The sequence below is a fragment of the Mycobacterium sp. genome, assembly GCF_035653355.1.
GTDB lineage: Bacteria > Actinomycetota > Actinomycetes > Mycobacteriales > Mycobacteriaceae > Mycobacterium.
In genome coordinates, this window is the sequence record NZ_DASRBZ010000552.1 from 1 (window position 1) to 15,889 (window position 15,889).

Consider the following 15,889-nt stretch of genomic DNA (forward strand, 5'->3'; position numbering starts at 1 on the left):
TCAAGCTCACGATCTATGTGGGCCGTCAGGAGCGGGTGGACGGAATGCCGGCCTACCGTGCGGTGTGCGATCTGCTGTATCGGTGCGGATTCGCCGGGGCCGCAGTGTTTCTCGGGGTCGACGGCACCGCGCACGGTGCGCGCTACCGGGCCCGGTTCTTCAGCCGCAATGTCAATGTGCCGCTGATGATCATCTCGATCGGGACGGCGGCGCAGGTTTCGGCCGCGGTCGCCGAACTCAGCGCGACCGTACCCAAGCCGTTGCTGACCGTCGAGCGGGTGCGGGTGTGCAAGCGCGACGGGGCGTTGTTGGCGCGACCGCACCGGCTGCCGACGACCGACACGCGGGGACGCCCGGTGTGGCAGAAGCTGATGGTGCACACCAGCGAAGCCGCCGGGCATGGCGGTTTGCCGATTCACCGCGCGCTGGTCCGCCAGCTGCTGGAGTCGGGCATGGCCAGCGGCGCGACGGTGCTGCGCGGCATCTGGGGATTTCACGGTGACCACAAACCGCACGGCGACAAGCTGTTTCAGCTGGCCCGGCGGGTGCCGGTGTGCACGATCATCATCGACAAACCGGAGTGGATCGCCCGCAGTTTCGACATCGTCGACGAGTTGACGGCCGGACATGGGCTCGTGACAAGCGAAATGGTTCCTGCGGTGGTGTCAGTCGACGGATCACGCCGCCCCGGCGGTATGCACCTAGCGAGCTACGACTACTGACCAGGCTGCGCCCGCAGCCGCCGCACGTCCTCGGGTGAGCGCGGCAGTGCGTACAGCGCCATGCGCCGATTCGGCATGTCATGTTCGCCGAGAAATACGCAGCCGGCGCGCTCACAGAACCGGCGCCCCATCTGGTTGCGGTGGTCGGGGTCGAACATGATTCGGCGGCAGCGTGGTTCGTAACTGAGCACGCTTAAGACGAGGTGTGGCAGCAAGGATTGCACGATTCCCTTTTTCAAGACCCTCGAGTCCGGCACCGCGGCGTGCACGCCCACATCGTAGGGGTCGGCTTCATAGCGCGTCGCGATGGAATCTTTTGCGGCCCAATAAACTTCGAAGTAGGCTCCGTCTATTCCGTCAAGGCTGCCGATGAACGGCCGAGAATAGCTGCCGTCGAGTTGAGCACGCAAGTGGCGATACCAACGCGACGTAGGCCAGGCAGATTCCCACGCGTCGGCCAGCAGCGGTTGATTCATCCACTCCGCGATCATCTCCGCGTCGACGTCAGGATCAGCGAGGCGCATAGCGTATGGTTCGGGCAGTTCGAGCGCGCTCGGCGGCGGTGGAAGGGTGCGGACCTCGTCGGGAAGGTCGTCGGTCAACTCCCGCGGCAGGATTCGTTCGGTCTCGGTCATGCTAAGCAGCGAGCCTACCGAAGCCGGTGCTGGTCACCGGCCCCTAAGCAGCTTCGCCAGCACGGCCGCCTGACTGGCTTGCGGATCGCGGGTGGCGGTCACCAGCGTCACGGGCCCACGCTTGGTCAGCTTGCGCAGTTCCTCCAGCGCGTCACTGCCCTGCAGTTCTTTCTCGTAGCGCGACGCGAACTCGTCGAAACGCTCAGCCTTATGGCCGTACCATCGGCGCAGTTCGTTCGACGGCGCGACATCTTTCAGCCAGGTGCCGACCCGCGGATCATCCTTGCGGAACCCACGCGGCCATACCCGGTCCACCAAGATGCGTTGCCCGTCGTCAGCGCCTGGCTCGTCATAGACCCGCGCCACCCGGATTCGCCTCTTGGCGCTCATGCGGTCAGGGTAGCGACGGGCGCGCGTGAATTGAACCGCTCGAAGGCCCCACCAGTGCTTGAGTAAGCACTAGGCGGGGCCTCCGTCGGGTTCAGCTAGGCACGCGGCGTCTGGCCGCGGGTGCCGGGCCCTGCAGCGCCGGCAGCGGGAAATGTCTCCTTGCGGCGCATCAGTCCGGCAAGTCCACCCAAGCCGAGCAGGCCGACCAAGCCCCATAAGCCGGTGTGGTCGCTCTTTTGGTTGTTCTGATTGTTGTCTGGTTGCGCCACCGTCGTCGTGGTAGACGACGGGACGGGCGCGCTCTGCACGGTGGCATTCGCCACCCCAGCACCGCCGAACAACAGCGCCCCCGTGGCCGAAACGGCAGCAATGGTCTTACGCATAAACATCCTCCAGGTAACAGGTAATTAGAGTGCCGGAAAATCGATAGGACAAAGTGGCTGATCTTCAGGCACGAACGACAGAGAAAGCCCGAGGTTCAAGGTCGAACGCACGTCCCTTGTACCCTGCGGCAACTTCTCGCAAACATTGGCCGCCGCGGTTCTATCCCTGCTGGCTACCTATTCGGCGTCGCTCGCGGGGAGGCGTTTGGGCAAGATGCCGCGCGGGGTATGCCGGGGCATCGAGCGGCGCACAGCCCTTGGCGCCTTCGACTCCCCCGACCACTGGAGGTTTCAGCATGGCCGACATGATTGTCGAATCACCTGACGAAGTAATCGCCTTCCTCAAGGCACAGCACGACCTCATTGAGGACATGTTCGACGAAGTGCTGCACGCCTCGGACCCACAGGCACGCGAGAAGCCGTTCGTGGCGTTGCGTCAGTTGCTCGCCGTGCATGAGACAGCCGAGGAAATGGTGGTGCATCCCCGGGTGCGCCGCGAGGTGGACGACGGCGACGCGATTGTCGATGCGCGACTGGAAGAGGAGCACGACGCGAAGGAGCTGCTGTCGAGCATTGAAAGCCTCGAGGTCACCTCACAAGAGTTCATCGACGAGCTCACCAAGCTGCGCGAGGCAGTGCTCGACCACGCCGAGCATGAAGAGACGGAGGAATTTCCTAGGCTGCAGCGAGAGCTCGACACCGACGACCGCAAGCGGATGGGCACAGCGGTGCGAGCGGCTGAGGCCATCGCGCCAACGCGGCCGCATCCCGGTGTTGAATCGGCGAAGTTGAACCTGGCTGTCGGACCGTTCGCGTCGATGCTCGACCGCGCTCGTGACCTGATCCAGCAAGCCATCGGTTAGCCGACTGCGGTACCCGCTCGCCTCGTTACACGCTAGCTTTTGCAGGTGGCCCTCATTCGCGCGCTGCCGGTGGCGAGGCTGCACGGAGCATTCAATGCGGCGGGCGGACTGTGGCCGTTGGTCCATCTCCGCAGCTTCGAGGCGGTGCTCGGACCGAAGGTAGACCGCTGGTTGGTGTACACCGTCGCAGGGCTGATGGTGTGCATCGGCACGGCACAGCTGACCTCCAGCGCGCACCCCGCCAGTGTCCGCCAGGCCCGCCGCCTCGGCGTCGGCACCGCGCTCACTCTCGGCGGTATCGACTTGGTGTATGTGGCCCGCCGGCGAATCAGCCCCATGTACCTCGTCGATGCGGCAGCCGAGGCAGCGTGGCTACTTGCCTGGGCCAGGACTTTTAGCAGCGTGCACGACAATCGAATCCATGGCTGACGACACCGTCAGGCTGACCGATATCGCGGTCCGGCTACCCGGTCTGTTGATGGATGCACCGGTAATCCTGCGCGGGGTGTTGACTGCGTTTTTGACTCGCCCGTCGGCCAAGACCTCGATCGGAAAGGTCTTCGAGCACCGCGCGGCACGGCACCGCGATGACGTCTTCATCCGATTCCAAGACGAAGCCCTGACCTACGGTCAGGCCAACGAAACCGCCAACCGGTATGCCGCCGTGCTCGCCGCACGCGGAGTCAAGCGAGGCGATGTCGTCGCCATCATCCTGGAAAACTCGCCCGAAACAGTGCTGTTGATCATCGCGGTGATGAAACTGGGCGCGATCGCCGGCATGCTGAACTACCACCATCGCGGCAAGGTGCTCGCCCACAGCGTCGAGCTGCTCAAGGCCACCGCACTGATCGGCGACGACACGTTGCTCCGGGCCGTCGACGAATCCGGCGCCGAAGTGGCCCAAACGCTTAGCGCAGACGAACTCGAACGACTCGCCGTCGACGCGCCAACCGAGAATCCGGCGGTGACGTCGTCGGTGCGAGCGCAGGAGCCGGCTTTCTACATCTTCACCTCCGGCACCACCGGCGCACCGAAAGCCAGTGTGATGACGCATTACCGGTGGCTTCGAGCGCTTGGCGGATCCGGTGCCCTTGGCATGCGGCTAAAAAACAGCGACACGTTGTACTGCTGCCTGCCGCTGTACCACAACAGTGCGCTGACCGTCGGGGTGTCGGGGGTGCTCAGCGCCGGCGCTACTCTCGCGCTCGGCCGGTCGTTTTCCGCGTCGCGGTTTTGGGACGAAGTACGCCGCTACGACGCCACCGCGTTTCTGTACATCGGCGAGATCTGCCGTTACCTGCTCAACCAGCCCGACAAAGACACCGACCGCAAACATCGAGTCCGAGTCATCGGCGGCAACGGGTTACAGCCCGACATTTGGGAGGAGTTCGTCACCCGCTTCAACATCCCTCGGGTCTTCGAGTTCTACGGTGCCAGCGAGGGCAACACCGGTTTCGTCAACCTCTTCAACATCCCGAAGACCGCCGGCGTCTGCCCGACCGCGGTGGCTTTCGTCGAGTACGACCCAGAAACCGGCGAGCCAGTTCGCGATGAGAAGGGCCGAGTGCGCAAGGTCCGCGGCGGCGCTCCGGGGCTGTTGCTGAGCAAGGTCACCAAAAAGCAGCCGTTCGAGGGCTACACCGACGCGGAGGCGACCGAAAAGAAGTTGGTGCGCAACGCTTTCCGGGAAGGTGACGCGTGGATCAACACGGGCGATCTGATGCGTCCACAGGGCTGGCGGCATGCCGCGTTCGTCGACCGGCTCGGCGACACGTTTCGGTGGAAGGGCGAGAATGTCGCGACGACGGATGTCGAAGCCGCGGTGTCGACCGATCCGACCGTCGAAGCAGTGACGGTCTTCGGGGTAAAGGTGCCGGGCGCCGACGGGCGCGCCGGGATGGCGGCGGTGGTGCCGAAAGAGGGCCAGTCGTTAGACGGCACATCGCTGGCCAAGACGGTGTACGAGCAACTCCCCAGCTATGCGATGCCGCTATTTGTGCGAGTCGTCGATTCACTGGAGCACACACCGACGTTCAAGAAGAAAAAAGCCGCCCTGCGCGAGCAAGGCTACGGGCCCGACGTCACCGATCCGCTGTATGTGCTCGAAGGTCGCGAGGACGGCTATGTCCCCTACTACGACGAGTACCCCGGCGAAGTAGCGGCCGGCTCCCGACCGAAAAGCTGACCACCCGCTCAGTTCCTGGCGATACCGGCGGCGTGCTCCAGTTCGCAGAGCGCCGGTTCGATGCCGTCGGCCAACTGGTCGATGTCGCTAGCGATCTCGGGTGTGGTGACGAATCCGAAGTCGACCGAGCCGCGGTAGCTGAAGCAGGTGACGTTGAGCCCGACGTCCATCACCAGCGGGCCGATCGGCACCAGCGTTTCAACCACTGCCCCGGCCATGTAGATCGGGAAATCGGGTCCTGGCACGTTGGAGACCACCAGATTGATCGGGGCGACGTTTCGCCCGAGCCGACTGGCGGTGTATGCGCGCGCCGCCAGTCCCAGCAGCCCAGGTGGAGTCGTTTCCGTCAGTCCCATAATTTGGTGTGCCGTAAGGGCTTTCGCCATCGACTTGGCGCCCTGCGTGCTGGCGTGGATGGCTTTCATTCGCTCACCCGGATCTGGGACGTTGGTCGGAAGGCTGACCGTCATTGAGCTGATCTGGTTTCCGACGTCGGTGTTCTCGCGGCGGGTAGACACCGGCACCTGGGCCAGCAGCGGCCGGTCCGGCAGCTCCTCTCGATCGTCCAAGTAGCGGCGCATGGCACCGCATACGAGCGCCAGCACCACATCGTTGACCTTCACGGCGAAGGCGTCTTTGACCGCTTTGACGCGGTTGAGCGGCACCCGGCTCCCGCTGATGCGCCGGTGCGGCGACACCGGGGCGTTGAAGCGTGTGATTGGCGCGTCGAAATAGCGGGGCGGCTTGTTGGTCAGCCCACGCACCGCTAGCTGCTGACGCGCTACCTGCTCGACCATTCGCATCATTCGGTAGGGCGTCCGCACCGCGAGGTTGAAAAGCCCGCCGACCGCGCGGAGTTCCAACCGCGGGATGCCGACCCCGACAAGCGAATCCTTCGGCTCGTCGGCGGGCGGGCGCGGTTCGGGGGTGGCGTCAAGCATGATTTCGCTGAGCCCGGCGCCGGAGACGCCGTCGATGAGGGCGTGGTGCATTTTTGTCAGGGTGGCCACCCGGCCGTTCGCGACGCCCTCGATGAACCACATCTCCCACAGCGGACGCCCGCGATCCAACTTGTAGGACATCAACCGCCCGATGAGGTCGTCGAGTTCTTTGCGGCCGCCCGGCGGCGGCACCGCGATCCGGCGGATGTGGAAGTCGATGTCGAGATCGGCGTCCTCAACAAACCACGGTCGGTCTAATCCCAGCGGCGCGCCGGCCACCCGGTAGCGCAGCTGCGGCATTTCCGGCAGTCGGCTCGCCAGCAGGTCGCGAACCACGTCGAAAGAAAAGCCCGGAGCGTCCGACGGATCGCAAATCATCAAGCCGCCGACATGCATATGCCAGCCCGGTGTTTCTGCAAACCAGAACGCCGCATCAGCGCTGGAGAGCCGTTTCATGTCCATAGCCTAGGGACGGGTAGCGGACACCGACGCGAATTCGTGATTGCCTAAAGCCGGCCTGCCTGAGTCGCGGGCTTCGTGGCCTGGCAGTCATTAGGCTCGTTGACATCGATCTCTTGCCCGACCGGAGTCGGGCAGTAGGGGGCAGAGATGGAGGAGAGGGCCAAAAACACAATCCCGGCGGCGTCTCCCACTGGTCACCGGGGACGGGGGTTTTCTGATCAGCGGCGCGCCGTTACGGGTCCGCTGTGGCAGGCGCTGGGGCCGTTCACCCGGACTGGCGGCTTCTACGCCCGGTCGTGGGCCGACTATCTGGATCGTCAGCCCGGCGAGCTTCCCGTGGGACGACCCAGCATCACGCTCGCGGCACAGGCATTTCTCGACGAAATCGTCCTGTTGGGTTTTCACATGCTGCGGTCGGCGCCCGACGCACCGACACAGGACCGCATCCATCGCGAGGTGATCGCGGCACTCGACCTGTATGGCCAAAGGGGCTGGCTTGAGCATCCCGAGGGGTTTTTCGCCACGCCCCCACCACCGAGCGGCGTGTCGATCAGTCCAGTCAATAGCCGCGGGCGCACCTACGAACGCATGTCCTTCCCTAGTGAGTATCAGCCGCATGCAGGCGAACCGGGCCGAGAACGCTGGCTTAGCTATGCCTGCAACAACCGGGTGTACGCATTGATGCTGCGGCACAGTGAGCCGCGCCCATGGCTCGTGTGCATACACGGCGCCGAAATGGGAAGGGCCGCACTTGATCTCGCGTTGTTTCGGGCGTGGCATCTGCACTGCGATCTTGGCCTGAACGTCGTGCTTCCGGTGCTTCCCATGCACGGCCCTCGTGCGCGCGGCCTACCGAAGGGCACCTCGTTCCCTAGTGCCGACGTACTCGATGACGTTCATGGTGCGGCGCAAGCGGTTTGGGACATCCGGCGCCTGCTGTCGTGGATCCGGTCACAAGGGCCCGCCGCAATCGGACTAAACGGCATCTCGCTCGGCGCATACCTCGCCTCGCTGGTCGCCAGCCTCGACGACGGTCTGGCCTGCGCGATTCTCGGTGTTCCTCCGATCGATCTGGTCGAACTGGTCAGCCGTCATACCGGCCTCAGCCACTATGACGCGCTCAGTGAGACGCTGGGACTGGCCAAGCCGATCGGCCAGATGATCTCTCCGCTTTCGCTGACTCCCCGGGTGCCGCAGCGGGGCCGCTTCATCTACGTCGGGATCGCTGACCGCTTGGTCCACCCGCGCGAAGAAGCCGCCCAGCTGTGGCAGCACTGGGGCAAACCGGAGATCTGTTGGTACCCCGGCGGCCACACCTGGTTCTACCGCTCGCGGCCGGTGCAGCGATTCGTGGACCATGCGCTCGAGGAGTCCGGGCTGCTGGACCGTTGAGGGCGGTCGCGGGTCCGTAGCCTGGTGACGTGAGTGTTGCACCGGATACGACGGTCGTCCTGCAAGACCGCTTCGCCCGCGAGTTGCCGGAGCTGGCCGTGCGCTGGCAAGCCGAGACGCCTCCCGACGCGCAGCTGCTCGTGCTCAACGAGCCGCTGGCCACGGAGCTCGGGCTGGACGCCGGCTGGCTGCGGACGTCCGACGGGGTGCACTTCTTGGTAGGAAACCGCGTTCCCGACGACGCCACTCCGGTAGCCCAGGCCTACGCCGGGCATCAATTCGGCGGCTACGTGCCGCGGTTGGGCGACGGTCGAGCCTTACTCCTCGGCGAGCTGGTCGACGGCCGCGGCGGGCTTCGCGACATCCACCTGAAGGGCTCCGGGGCCACCCCGTTCGCACGCGGTGGTGACGGCCTAGCCGCCGTTGGACCGATGCTGCGCGAATACATCGTCAGCGAGGCGATGCATGCGCTGGGTGTACCGACGACACGATCGCTGGCGGTCGTGGCCACGGGACGCCCGGTACAGCGCGAGACGCTGCTGCCCGGCGCCTTGCTGGTCCGTATCGCGAGCAGTCATCTGCGGGTAGGCAGCTTCCAATACGCCGCGGCTAGCGGTGATGTCGACCTGCTGCGGCGCCTGGCCGATCATGCGATTGCCCGCCATCATCCGAGCGCCGCCGCAGCCGAGCGTCCGTACCTCGCACTCTTCGAGGCCGTCGTCGCTGCCCAGGCGTCGCTGGTGGCGCGCTGGATGCTTGTCGGGTTCGTCCACGGCGTCATGAACAGCGACAACATGACCATCTCCGGCGAGACCATCGACTACGGGCCCTGCGCCTTCATGGAGGCCTACGACCCCGAGACGGTCTTCAGTTCCATCGACTTCTGGGGGCGCTACGCCTACGGCAACCAGCCCGAGATGGCGGCGTGGAACCTGGCCCGGTTAGCTGAGTCGCTTCTCCCGTTGATTTCGGACACCGACGACGAGGCGCTCGCGCTTGCAGAGAAGGCGTTCGGCGCGTTCCTCCCGCAGTACCAGGCCGCCTGGTCGGCGGGCATGCGAGGCAAGCTGGGCTTGGCTGCAAAGATCGAGGCCGACGTCGTCGCAGCATTGGCCGACGAGTTGCTCCACCTGCTGCGGGAGAGCCACGTCGACTACACCTCGTTCTTCCGTCACCTCAGCCAGGCAGCCCGTGGTGAGGCCGAATCCGCGCGCGGGATGTTCATCAACCTCGACGCGTTCGACGACTGGATGTCGCGGTGGCGAGCCCTTGGGCCAGACGCCGAATTGATGGACCGGGTGAACCCGATCTACATCCCGCGCAACCACCTGGTCGAGGAGGCTTTGACCGCGGCCACAGCCGGCGAGCTCGATCCCGTTCACCGACTCCTTGCCGCGGTGACCGCGCCGTATGTCGAGCGGCCGGGTTTCGACCGCTACGCCTCCCCGGCGCCAGAGGATTTCGGCGCATACCGCACGTTCTGCGGCACTTAAGCCGGCGGGGCCGCGCCGAGGAGTGTTCTGCCGAGGACGTGGATCAGCCGTTGCCGCGATCATCGTCGGCGCAGAACAATTGATTTGTGACGGAAATGCCGAGCCGTTGGCTACGTCGTGACACCGGCCAGGCTCGTATCGAGCGCGGAAGCCCGCGCTGGATTGTTGGTCTGGCGATCCTGATCGCTGGGCTGACGTTGCTCGTGTCCGTCTTTCTCGATTGGGGTCGCATCACCATCGGCGAACGGTCGAACAGCATTGCGCAGATTTCGGTGTCCGGGGCGGGCGGCGTTTCGGTGACCATGCCGCAAGATGACCCGGAATTCGAGCGCTACGTCGCGAAGTCGCTCGAACATGTGGTAAGTCATCGCGGTTTGTGGGTCGCCGTCATCGGGGTCCTGGTCGTTGCCGCCGGTGCCGCGTATTTGTGGCTGCTCCCCCGAGAGGAGGCGGCCGTGGGTGTGGTGGTGCTAGCCGGCATCGCTTCGGCTTTGTGCCTATCCGCCGCATTCAACCTTCGACGAATTTTCGGCGAGGCCTTCGACGTGAACGTCGGCCACTACTCACTGGGCATCGGCCTGGTGGTGGCTTGCTGCGCGACGATATGTCTCATCGCGCTGGGTGTGGCAGCGCTCGTTTTGGAGCGCGGCACAGCCGAATAGTTCGCAGTCGTGGCATCGGATGCCGGACGTATGCTCGCCTACATGAGCGGGCTCGCGGCCGACGCGCCTGTGCTGGTACGCGCAGACGGCCAAGTGGCTCGGCTCACCCTGAACCGGCCGGAAAAGCGCAACGCACTCAGCCTCGACCTCATGCGGGACCTGATCGCGGCGCTGCACCGGCTCGGTGAGGATCCCGACGTGCGGGTAATCGTCATCGACGCGGTCGGACCGGTGTTCTCCGCGGGGCATGACTTGAGCGAGATGGTCGGCCGCGACGTTCCCTTCTATCAGCGCCTGTTCGACGTGTGCACCGAGCTCATGGAAACCATTCACCGCCTCCCCCAACCGGTGATCGCGAAGGTCGAGGGAATGGCAACAGCGGCGGGCTGTCAGCTTGTCGCCGCGTGCGACCTCGCCGTGGCCACCCACGGGGCACGTTTCGCCACTCCGGGAGTGAAGATCGGGCTGTTCTGCTCGACCCCGATGGTGCCTTTGTCGCGCGCCATCGGCAGAAAGCGTGCCCTGGAGATGTTGCTTACCGGCCAGCCGATCTCCGCTGAGACCGCGCACGAATGGGGCCTGGTAAATCGCGTGGTTTCGGCGGACACGATTGACGACGAGCTCGGCGCGATCGTCGACGCCATCGCAGCGTCGAGCCCGTTGACCGTAGGCATTGGCAAGGAAGCGTTCTACGCACAGATCGAGCTCGACGAACATCGAGCCTACGATCTGACGAAGGCCGTGATGGCGATGAACGCCCGCGCCGACGACGCCCAAGAGGGCATGTGTGCATTCCTTGAGAAGCGTCCAGCAACCTGGGGTCGACGCTAGCTGCCGTCAGTAGTGGTAGGTGTCCGATGGCGCGGGCCGGTGAACTGGTTCGTCCTCAAACTCAGCGGCTTCGATCCCGTAGGCACGAGCCAGATCGAGGATCTTGGTGGCCCGAGCGATGCGCGGAAGGTCGGACCCATTGCGGATCTCTCCCCCGTCGCGTTCGAACTCGGCGAAAAACTCTTTGGCCCAAGCAATTTCGTCCTGTGACGGGGATAGCCCCTCGTTCACCACAGAGCATTGGTCCGGGGAAAGGCAGATCTTGCCCGTCATACCGAACTCAGCGGAGACAGCGGTCGCCTCGATCAATTTCAGCGGGTTGGAGCCAATAGTCGGCCCGTCGATCGCACTGGGCAGGTTGGCTGCCTTGGCGGCGATCGTGAAGCGGGACCGGGCGTAAGCCAGCGTGGCCGGGTCTTCCCCGAAACCGGTGTCGCGGCGGAAATCGCCGATGCCGAAGGCGAGCCTGAAAGTGCCCTTGGCGGAAGCGATCTCGGTGATGCGCTCCAGGCCGCGGGCCGTTTCGACCAGCGCCACGATCGGCACGTTGGGCAATCGCTTGGCTGTCTCGGTCACATGGTCCACCGATTCGACCATCGCCAGCATCACCCCGCCGACCGAGGTGTCGGTCAACACGTCGAGATCATCGGCCCACCACGGGGTGCCGAAGCCGTTGATGCGAACCCAATCGCTGTTTCCGGCGCGAAGCCAACGGGCGACGTGGTCGCGGGCTGTGGCCTTGTCCTTGGGAGCGACCGCATCCTCGATGTCGAGCACGACGATGTCGGCAGGAGAGCGCGCGGCGTCGTCGAACCGGTCGGGGTGCGCGCCGTTGACCAATAACCAGCTCCGGGCGAGAACCGGGTCGATGCGTGAGCCGAAGCCAGCGGCATCCGGCGCGGTGGTCTCGATCTGTTCGTACATCGAGTGATCTGCCGTCTCTTGTTCCGTGGGTGGTTACTTCTATCCCCAACCGTAACGGTGTCTTCAACGAACCTGGACCCGAGCTAGGTGCCGCGGGGCTGATCCGCCGTGCCAGAGCGTGCCGCGTTCTGACCCTTGCGCCTCTTTCGAGCGGCTAGCGTTTTATCGGTGGAGGCCGGCGAGGTCATTGGTGGCCGCTACGAGCTGCGAGGCATCCTGGGCCGCGGCGGCATGGCGGAGGTCCGCGAGGCGTGGGACCGTCGTCTGCGGCGGGTGGTAGCCGTAAAGCTGCTGCATCCCGCTCTCACCGACTTGACCGAGAAACGGCTGCGCTTTGAAGCCGAGGCCCGAGCAGCTGGCGCGCTGGCCAGTCCACACATCGTGGTTGTGCACGACTGCGGCGAGTACAACGGCACTCCCTTCATCGTGATGGAGCGACTACCCGGCGCTTCGCTGGCCGACGAGATCGCCGGGGGCCCGCTGCCCCAACCATTGGTGCGTGATGTGCTCGCCGACGTCCTCGAAGGATTAGCGCTGGCCCACGATGCCGGAATTCTGCACCGCGACATCAAGCCAGGAAACATCCTGTTCAGCGGATCTGGCGGTGTGAAGGTCACGGACTTCGGCATCGCCAAGACCGCCGAGGCGGCGTACACCCTGACGGGACAGATCGTCGGCACGCTCGCCTACCTCAGCCCGGAGCGAATATCGGGAAGGTCGGCGACCGTATCCGACGACATCTACGCCGTCGGTGTGGTCGGCTATGAGGCGCTGACCGGTCGCCGACCTTTTATCCAGAAAGAGATCGGCGCATTAGCGCATGCCATCCTCACGGAGCAACCGCCACCCATCGCCGCACTGCGGCCGGATGTGTTGCCTGAGCTGGCGGCCGTGATCGAACGGGCCATGGCACGCGACCCCGTGCAACGGTTCGGCAGCGCGCGGGAGATGCGCGCCGCCCTTTTGGGCGGTGAGCCGCCGCCGGCGGCTCCGGCGCCGCCCGAGGTCCGGGTGCCGCCAGAGCGGCCAAAGCTCCCGGTGCCGCCGGTGCGGCCCGCTACCCGGGTGCTTGACGCGCCGCTGCCACCGCCGACCAACGCGCCGCCACCCACGCCGACCTACGCCCCGCTCGTCACCGCCAGCCCCGGGACCAGTCGGGCGCGCAAACTGTGGGCGGCTGGCGCCCTTGTGGTCGCCCTCGTGCTGGCGGTGCTCCTACTCGCGCTTGATCAGCCGTTTTCGTCGCCGCCGACACCAGTAACCGGCGTAACCAGCACCACCACGCCGATACCGACCGCAACCACCACCACGACCACGCCGTCAACAACGACGCCCGCCCCAGAGCCGCCACCGCCGCCGCGGCATCCCGGAAAGGGCAAGGGCAAGTGGCAGGGTGACTGAGTCCGCTCGCAGCTGCAGTCAGGCGATCGACGCCTGCACGGAGCCAGACGCCTTTACTTTTTCTTGACCGGGTGTTGAATCGTCCTGCTGACGATTGCGATGTGAGTACGCTTCTAGCGGTGGAGCTGGGGGTTTTGGGCCCTCTCCAGGTCCGGCGAGACGGCGCCCCGGTCACCATCCCGGGCGCCAAACCGCGCGCCATCCTCACGATGCTCGGCCTGCACGGCGGTTCGGTGGTATCGACCGAATCGCTGATTGAACTCCTATGGGGCGACGATCCGCCGCGCACCGCAGCAAAGGCCCTCCAGACCCATATCTCCTCGCTGCGGCGCACCTTGGGCGACGGCTTCGTTTTGACGCAGGGAACGGGCTGGATCCTCAACGAGGTCGAGACCGATGCCTCGCGGTACAAACAGGCCACCAAGACGGGCCGAGATGCCGCAGCCGCCGGCGACGCAAGCCAAGCCACGGTCCGCTTCGACGAGGCGCTGGCGCTCTGGCGCGGAACTCCCGAGCTGCCCGATTCCCGCCGGGGAATATCGGAGAAAACGCGCTGGGCCGAGGGCCATGCGGCGCTGGTCGAGGACCGGGCTGATGCGCTGCTCGCGACGGGCCGGGCCGCGGAGATCATCGGCGAGCTTGAAGCCGCGGTCGCCGACGCGCCGCTGCGCGAGCGGCGATGGGGTCAGCTGATGCTCGCGCTTTATCGCGCCGGCAGGCAGGGCGAAGCCCTGGGCGCTTACCAACGGGTGCGGTCGCTGCTGGTCGAGGAGCTCGGCGTCGATCCCGGGCCAGAACTTCGGCGGCTGGAGTCCGCGATCGTCGCCCAGGATGCTGCGCTGGACATGCCTGTGGCACAACATGTTCCGTCGGTGACGCGCACGGTGACATTCTTGCTCACCGACATAGAGGGATCGACCGCTGCCTGGGAAGCGGACGCAGAGGCGATGGCGGTGGCGCTCGCCCGCCACGACGAGCTTGTCGAGCAGGTCGTCACGTCGCGCGGTGGGCGGCTGATCAAGACGCGCGGCGAGGGCGATGCCACGTTTTCGGTCTTCGACCGGCCGTCGGCCGCCGCCGCCGCTGCGATCGAATTGCAGGACGCGATCCTTCACGAGCCGTGGGCACTGCGGGAGCCGATGCGAGTTCGGGCGGCATTGCATACCGGCGAGGCAGAGCTGCGCGACGGCGACTACTTCGGACGGGCGGTCAACCGTGCCGCACGCCTGCGGTCGTTGGCGACGGGTGGCCAGATTCTGTGTTCGGGTGCGACGGCCGAGCTCGTCATCGACTCGCTGCCCGACGATGTCGTATTGGTCGACCTTGGGATGCGTCAGCTCAAGAACCTGGCGCGCCCGGAGCATGTTTTCGAGCTGCGGCTCGAACCCGCCGAACCGCCTGCCGAGACAAGCGATGCGCCTCTTGAGCGCCCCGCGCTCCCCGCGGTATTGACCGGTCCCGGACCGTTCGTCGGACGCGGCCGTGAGCTTGAACGACTCGTGTCGGCGTGGCAGACCGTGTTCGCGGGCGGCATGCATGCGGTGCTGATCGCCGGCGAGCCGGGAGTTGGCAAGACACGCTTGGCCGGCGAATGGTCACGGCAGGCCTACCAGCAAGGCGCGATCGTGCTGTACGGCCGTTGCGACGAAGATCTCGGCGCGCCGTATCAGCCCTTCGCCGAAGCCCTGCGCTCGCTCATGCCGTGCCTCGGTGCCAGTCGGCTGCGGGGGCTGCGCGGCGTCGAAGCGCTGCTTGCCCTGGTTCCCGGGCTGACCGATGTGCTGCCCGACGTGACCGCGCCGACCCGCGCCGACCCGGAGACCGAACGCTACGCACTTTTCGACGCCGTCGTCGCGCTGTTGGAACTCGCTTCGGCGAGCGCGCCCGTCGTCCTGATCCTCGACGACCTGCACTGGGCGGCCAAGCCCACACTGCTGTTGTTGCGGCATCTCCTGCGTTTCGGCGAGCACGCCCGCGTGCAGGTCGTCGGGACATACCGCAGCACCGACCTCGACCGCTCTCATCCGCTGGCGGCGATGCTCGCCGACCTGCACCGCGACAGCACCGCTAACCGTCTTGCGCTCAGCGGACTCGACGAGGATGACGTGACCACATATGTGGCCGAGGCCGGCTACGACGACGAAGAGCTCGCCCGGGCGTTGGCGTCGGTCACCGGGGGCAACCCGTTCTTCCTCATCGAGGCGCTGCGCCATGTCGACGAAAGCGGCGGAGTTTGGGATCCCAGTACGTTGCCCCAAGGTGTTCGAGAAGCGGTGAGCCGCAGACTTTCCCGGCTTCCAACGGAGACCAATAAGGCGCTTGGCGCGGCAGCGGTCGTCGGCAGCAGGTTCGCCCTCGATCTGGTCGAGCGGGTGGTCGGCCAGGATTTGGTCGACGCCTTCGACGAGGCGTGCAAGGCGGGCATCGTCATTGAAGAGCCCGGCGGTCGGTACCGGTTCAACCACGCCATCGTCCGACAGTCGCTGCTAGCCGAGCTGGCATCGGTGCGCCGCATGCGGCTACACCAACGCATCGCCGCGACGTTGGAGACCCAGCCCGGCGCAGACGACGAGCTGCTGGCCGAACTGGCTTACCACTATTTCGA

Annotated in this window: 15 protein-coding genes; 10 read left to right on the forward strand and 5 right to left on the reverse strand. The window is 65.6% G+C overall.

All coding sequences use genetic code 11. From position 1 onward, the window contains the following. A partial coding sequence (locus VFA16_RS18855; RefSeq protein WP_324969279.1) for a DUF190 domain-containing protein occupies nt 1-722 on the forward strand: 722 nt, incomplete at its 5' end. Here the strand turns inward: VFA16_RS18855 and VFA16_RS18860 are convergent. The 3 genes from VFA16_RS18860 to VFA16_RS18870 form a co-directional block, all read right to left on the reverse strand. Continuing rightward, nucleotides 716-1,357: a GNAT family N-acetyltransferase gene (locus VFA16_RS18860; protein WP_324969280.1), complete on the reverse strand. Its 642-nt coding sequence runs from the start codon at nt 1,355-1,357 to the stop codon at nt 716-718. The genes VFA16_RS18855 and VFA16_RS18860 overlap by 7 nt on opposite strands. A 33-nt stretch (nt 1,358-1,390) precedes the next feature. Next, nucleotides 1,391-1,747, reverse strand: a complete 357-nt coding sequence (locus VFA16_RS18865; RefSeq protein WP_324969281.1) for a DUF488 domain-containing protein — start codon at nt 1,745-1,747, stop codon at nt 1,391-1,393. Between the two features lie 95 nt (nt 1,748-1,842). Beyond that, nucleotides 1,843-2,130 (reverse strand): WGxxGxxG family protein, encoded by a 288-nt coding sequence (locus VFA16_RS18870; protein WP_324969282.1) that lies wholly within the window; start codon nt 2,128-2,130, stop codon nt 1,843-1,845. A 296-nt stretch (nt 2,131-2,426) separates the two neighbouring features. Between VFA16_RS18870 and VFA16_RS18875 the strand changes: the two genes are divergently transcribed. Genes VFA16_RS18875 through fadD6 form a run of 3 tightly spaced genes read left to right on the forward strand, consistent with a single transcriptional unit; the run spans nt 2,427 to nt 5,178 of the window. Beyond that, a complete protein-coding gene (locus VFA16_RS18875; RefSeq protein WP_324969283.1) occupies nt 2,427-2,993 on the forward strand; it encodes a hemerythrin domain-containing protein in 567 nt (188 codons plus the stop codon). A gap of 45 nt (nt 2,994-3,038) precedes the next feature. After that, on the forward strand, nt 3,039-3,422 hold the full coding sequence (locus VFA16_RS18880) for a hypothetical protein (protein WP_324969284.1): 384 nt from the start codon (nt 3,039-3,041) through the stop codon (nt 3,420-3,422). Beyond that, a complete protein-coding gene (fadD6, locus tag VFA16_RS18885) occupies nt 3,415-5,178 on the forward strand; it encodes a long-chain-acyl-CoA synthetase FadD6 (RefSeq protein ID WP_324969285.1) in 1,764 nt (587 codons plus the stop codon). Before VFA16_RS18880 ends, fadD6 begins: the two co-directional genes overlap by 8 nt. Nucleotides 5,179-5,186: 8 nt before the next feature. Here the strand turns inward: fadD6 and VFA16_RS18890 are convergent, their stop codons facing one another. After that, nucleotides 5,187-6,575, reverse strand: a complete 1,389-nt coding sequence (locus tag VFA16_RS18890) for a wax ester/triacylglycerol synthase family O-acyltransferase (protein ID WP_324969286.1) — start codon at nt 6,573-6,575, stop codon at nt 5,187-5,189. A 153-nt stretch (nt 6,576-6,728) separates the two neighbouring features. On the opposite strand from VFA16_RS18890, the gene VFA16_RS18895 reads away from it, so the two are divergent. The 4 genes from VFA16_RS18895 to VFA16_RS18910 all read left to right on the forward strand — a co-directional run bounded on the left by VFA16_RS18895 (nt 6,729) and on the right by VFA16_RS18910 (nt 10,959). Beyond that, entirely contained in the window at nt 6,729-7,973 is a 1,245-nt protein-coding gene (locus VFA16_RS18895; protein ID WP_324969287.1) for a hypothetical protein, read from the forward strand. Between the two features lie 59 nt (nt 7,974-8,032). Next, nucleotides 8,033-9,466: a protein adenylyltransferase SelO gene (locus VFA16_RS18900; RefSeq protein WP_422656560.1), complete on the forward strand. Its 1,434-nt coding sequence runs from the start codon at nt 8,033-8,035 to the stop codon at nt 9,464-9,466. 86 nt (nt 9,467-9,552) lie between these two features. Beyond that, nucleotides 9,553-10,128 (forward strand): hypothetical protein, encoded by a 576-nt coding sequence (locus VFA16_RS18905; protein ID WP_324969289.1) that lies wholly within the window; start codon nt 9,553-9,555, stop codon nt 10,126-10,128. A gap of 42 nt (nt 10,129-10,170) precedes the next feature. Continuing rightward, entirely contained in the window at nt 10,171-10,959 is a 789-nt protein-coding gene (locus VFA16_RS18910) for an enoyl-CoA hydratase (protein ID WP_324969290.1), read from the forward strand. Between the two features lie 6 nt (nt 10,960-10,965). On the opposite strand, the gene VFA16_RS18915 is transcribed toward VFA16_RS18910, so the two are convergent. Beyond that, complete coding sequence (locus VFA16_RS18915) at nt 10,966-11,883, reverse strand: CoA ester lyase (RefSeq protein WP_324969291.1); 918 nt, start codon at nt 11,881-11,883, stop codon at nt 10,966-10,968. A gap of 168 nt (nt 11,884-12,051) precedes the next feature. Here VFA16_RS18915 and VFA16_RS18920 point away from each other — a divergent pair, with 168 nt between their 5' ends. Continuing rightward, on the forward strand, nt 12,052-13,284 hold the full coding sequence (locus VFA16_RS18920; RefSeq protein WP_324969292.1) for a serine/threonine-protein kinase: 1,233 nt from the start codon (nt 12,052-12,054) through the stop codon (nt 13,282-13,284). Nucleotides 13,285-13,403: 119 nt separating this feature from the next. Continuing rightward, nucleotides 13,404-15,889, forward strand: a 2,486-nt coding sequence (locus tag VFA16_RS18925) for a BTAD domain-containing putative transcriptional regulator (RefSeq protein ID WP_324969293.1), incomplete at its 3' end; no start/stop codon positions are given.

Excerpts from the sequence above, each read along its gene's own strand:
- VFA16_RS18895 (WP_324969287.1), top strand. The coding sequence starts at position 6,729 with ATGGAGGAGAGGGCCAAAAACACAATCCCGGCGGCGTCTCCCACTGGT.
- VFA16_RS18915 (WP_324969291.1), bottom strand. The coding sequence starts at position 11,883 with ATGTACGAACAGATCGAGACCACCGCGCCGGATGCCGCTGGCTTCGGC.
- VFA16_RS18890 (WP_324969286.1), bottom strand. The coding sequence starts at position 6,575 with ATGAAACGGCTCTCCAGCGCTGATGCGGCGTTCTGGTTTGCAGAAACA.
- VFA16_RS18870 (WP_324969282.1), bottom strand. The coding sequence starts at position 2,130 with ATGCGTAAGACCATTGCTGCCGTTTCGGCCACGGGGGCGCTGTTGTTC.
- VFA16_RS18865 (WP_324969281.1), bottom strand. The coding sequence starts at position 1,747 with ATGAGCGCCAAGAGGCGAATCCGGGTGGCGCGGGTCTATGACGAGCCA.
- VFA16_RS18910 (WP_324969290.1), top strand. The coding sequence starts at position 10,171 with ATGAGCGGGCTCGCGGCCGACGCGCCTGTGCTGGTACGCGCAGACGGC.
- VFA16_RS18860 (WP_324969280.1), bottom strand. The coding sequence starts at position 1,357 with ATGACCGAGACCGAACGAATCCTGCCGCGGGAGTTGACCGACGACCTT.
- fadD6 (WP_324969285.1), top strand. The coding sequence starts at position 3,415 with ATGGCTGACGACACCGTCAGGCTGACCGATATCGCGGTCCGGCTACCC.
- VFA16_RS18875 (WP_324969283.1), top strand. The coding sequence starts at position 2,427 with ATGGCCGACATGATTGTCGAATCACCTGACGAAGTAATCGCCTTCCTC.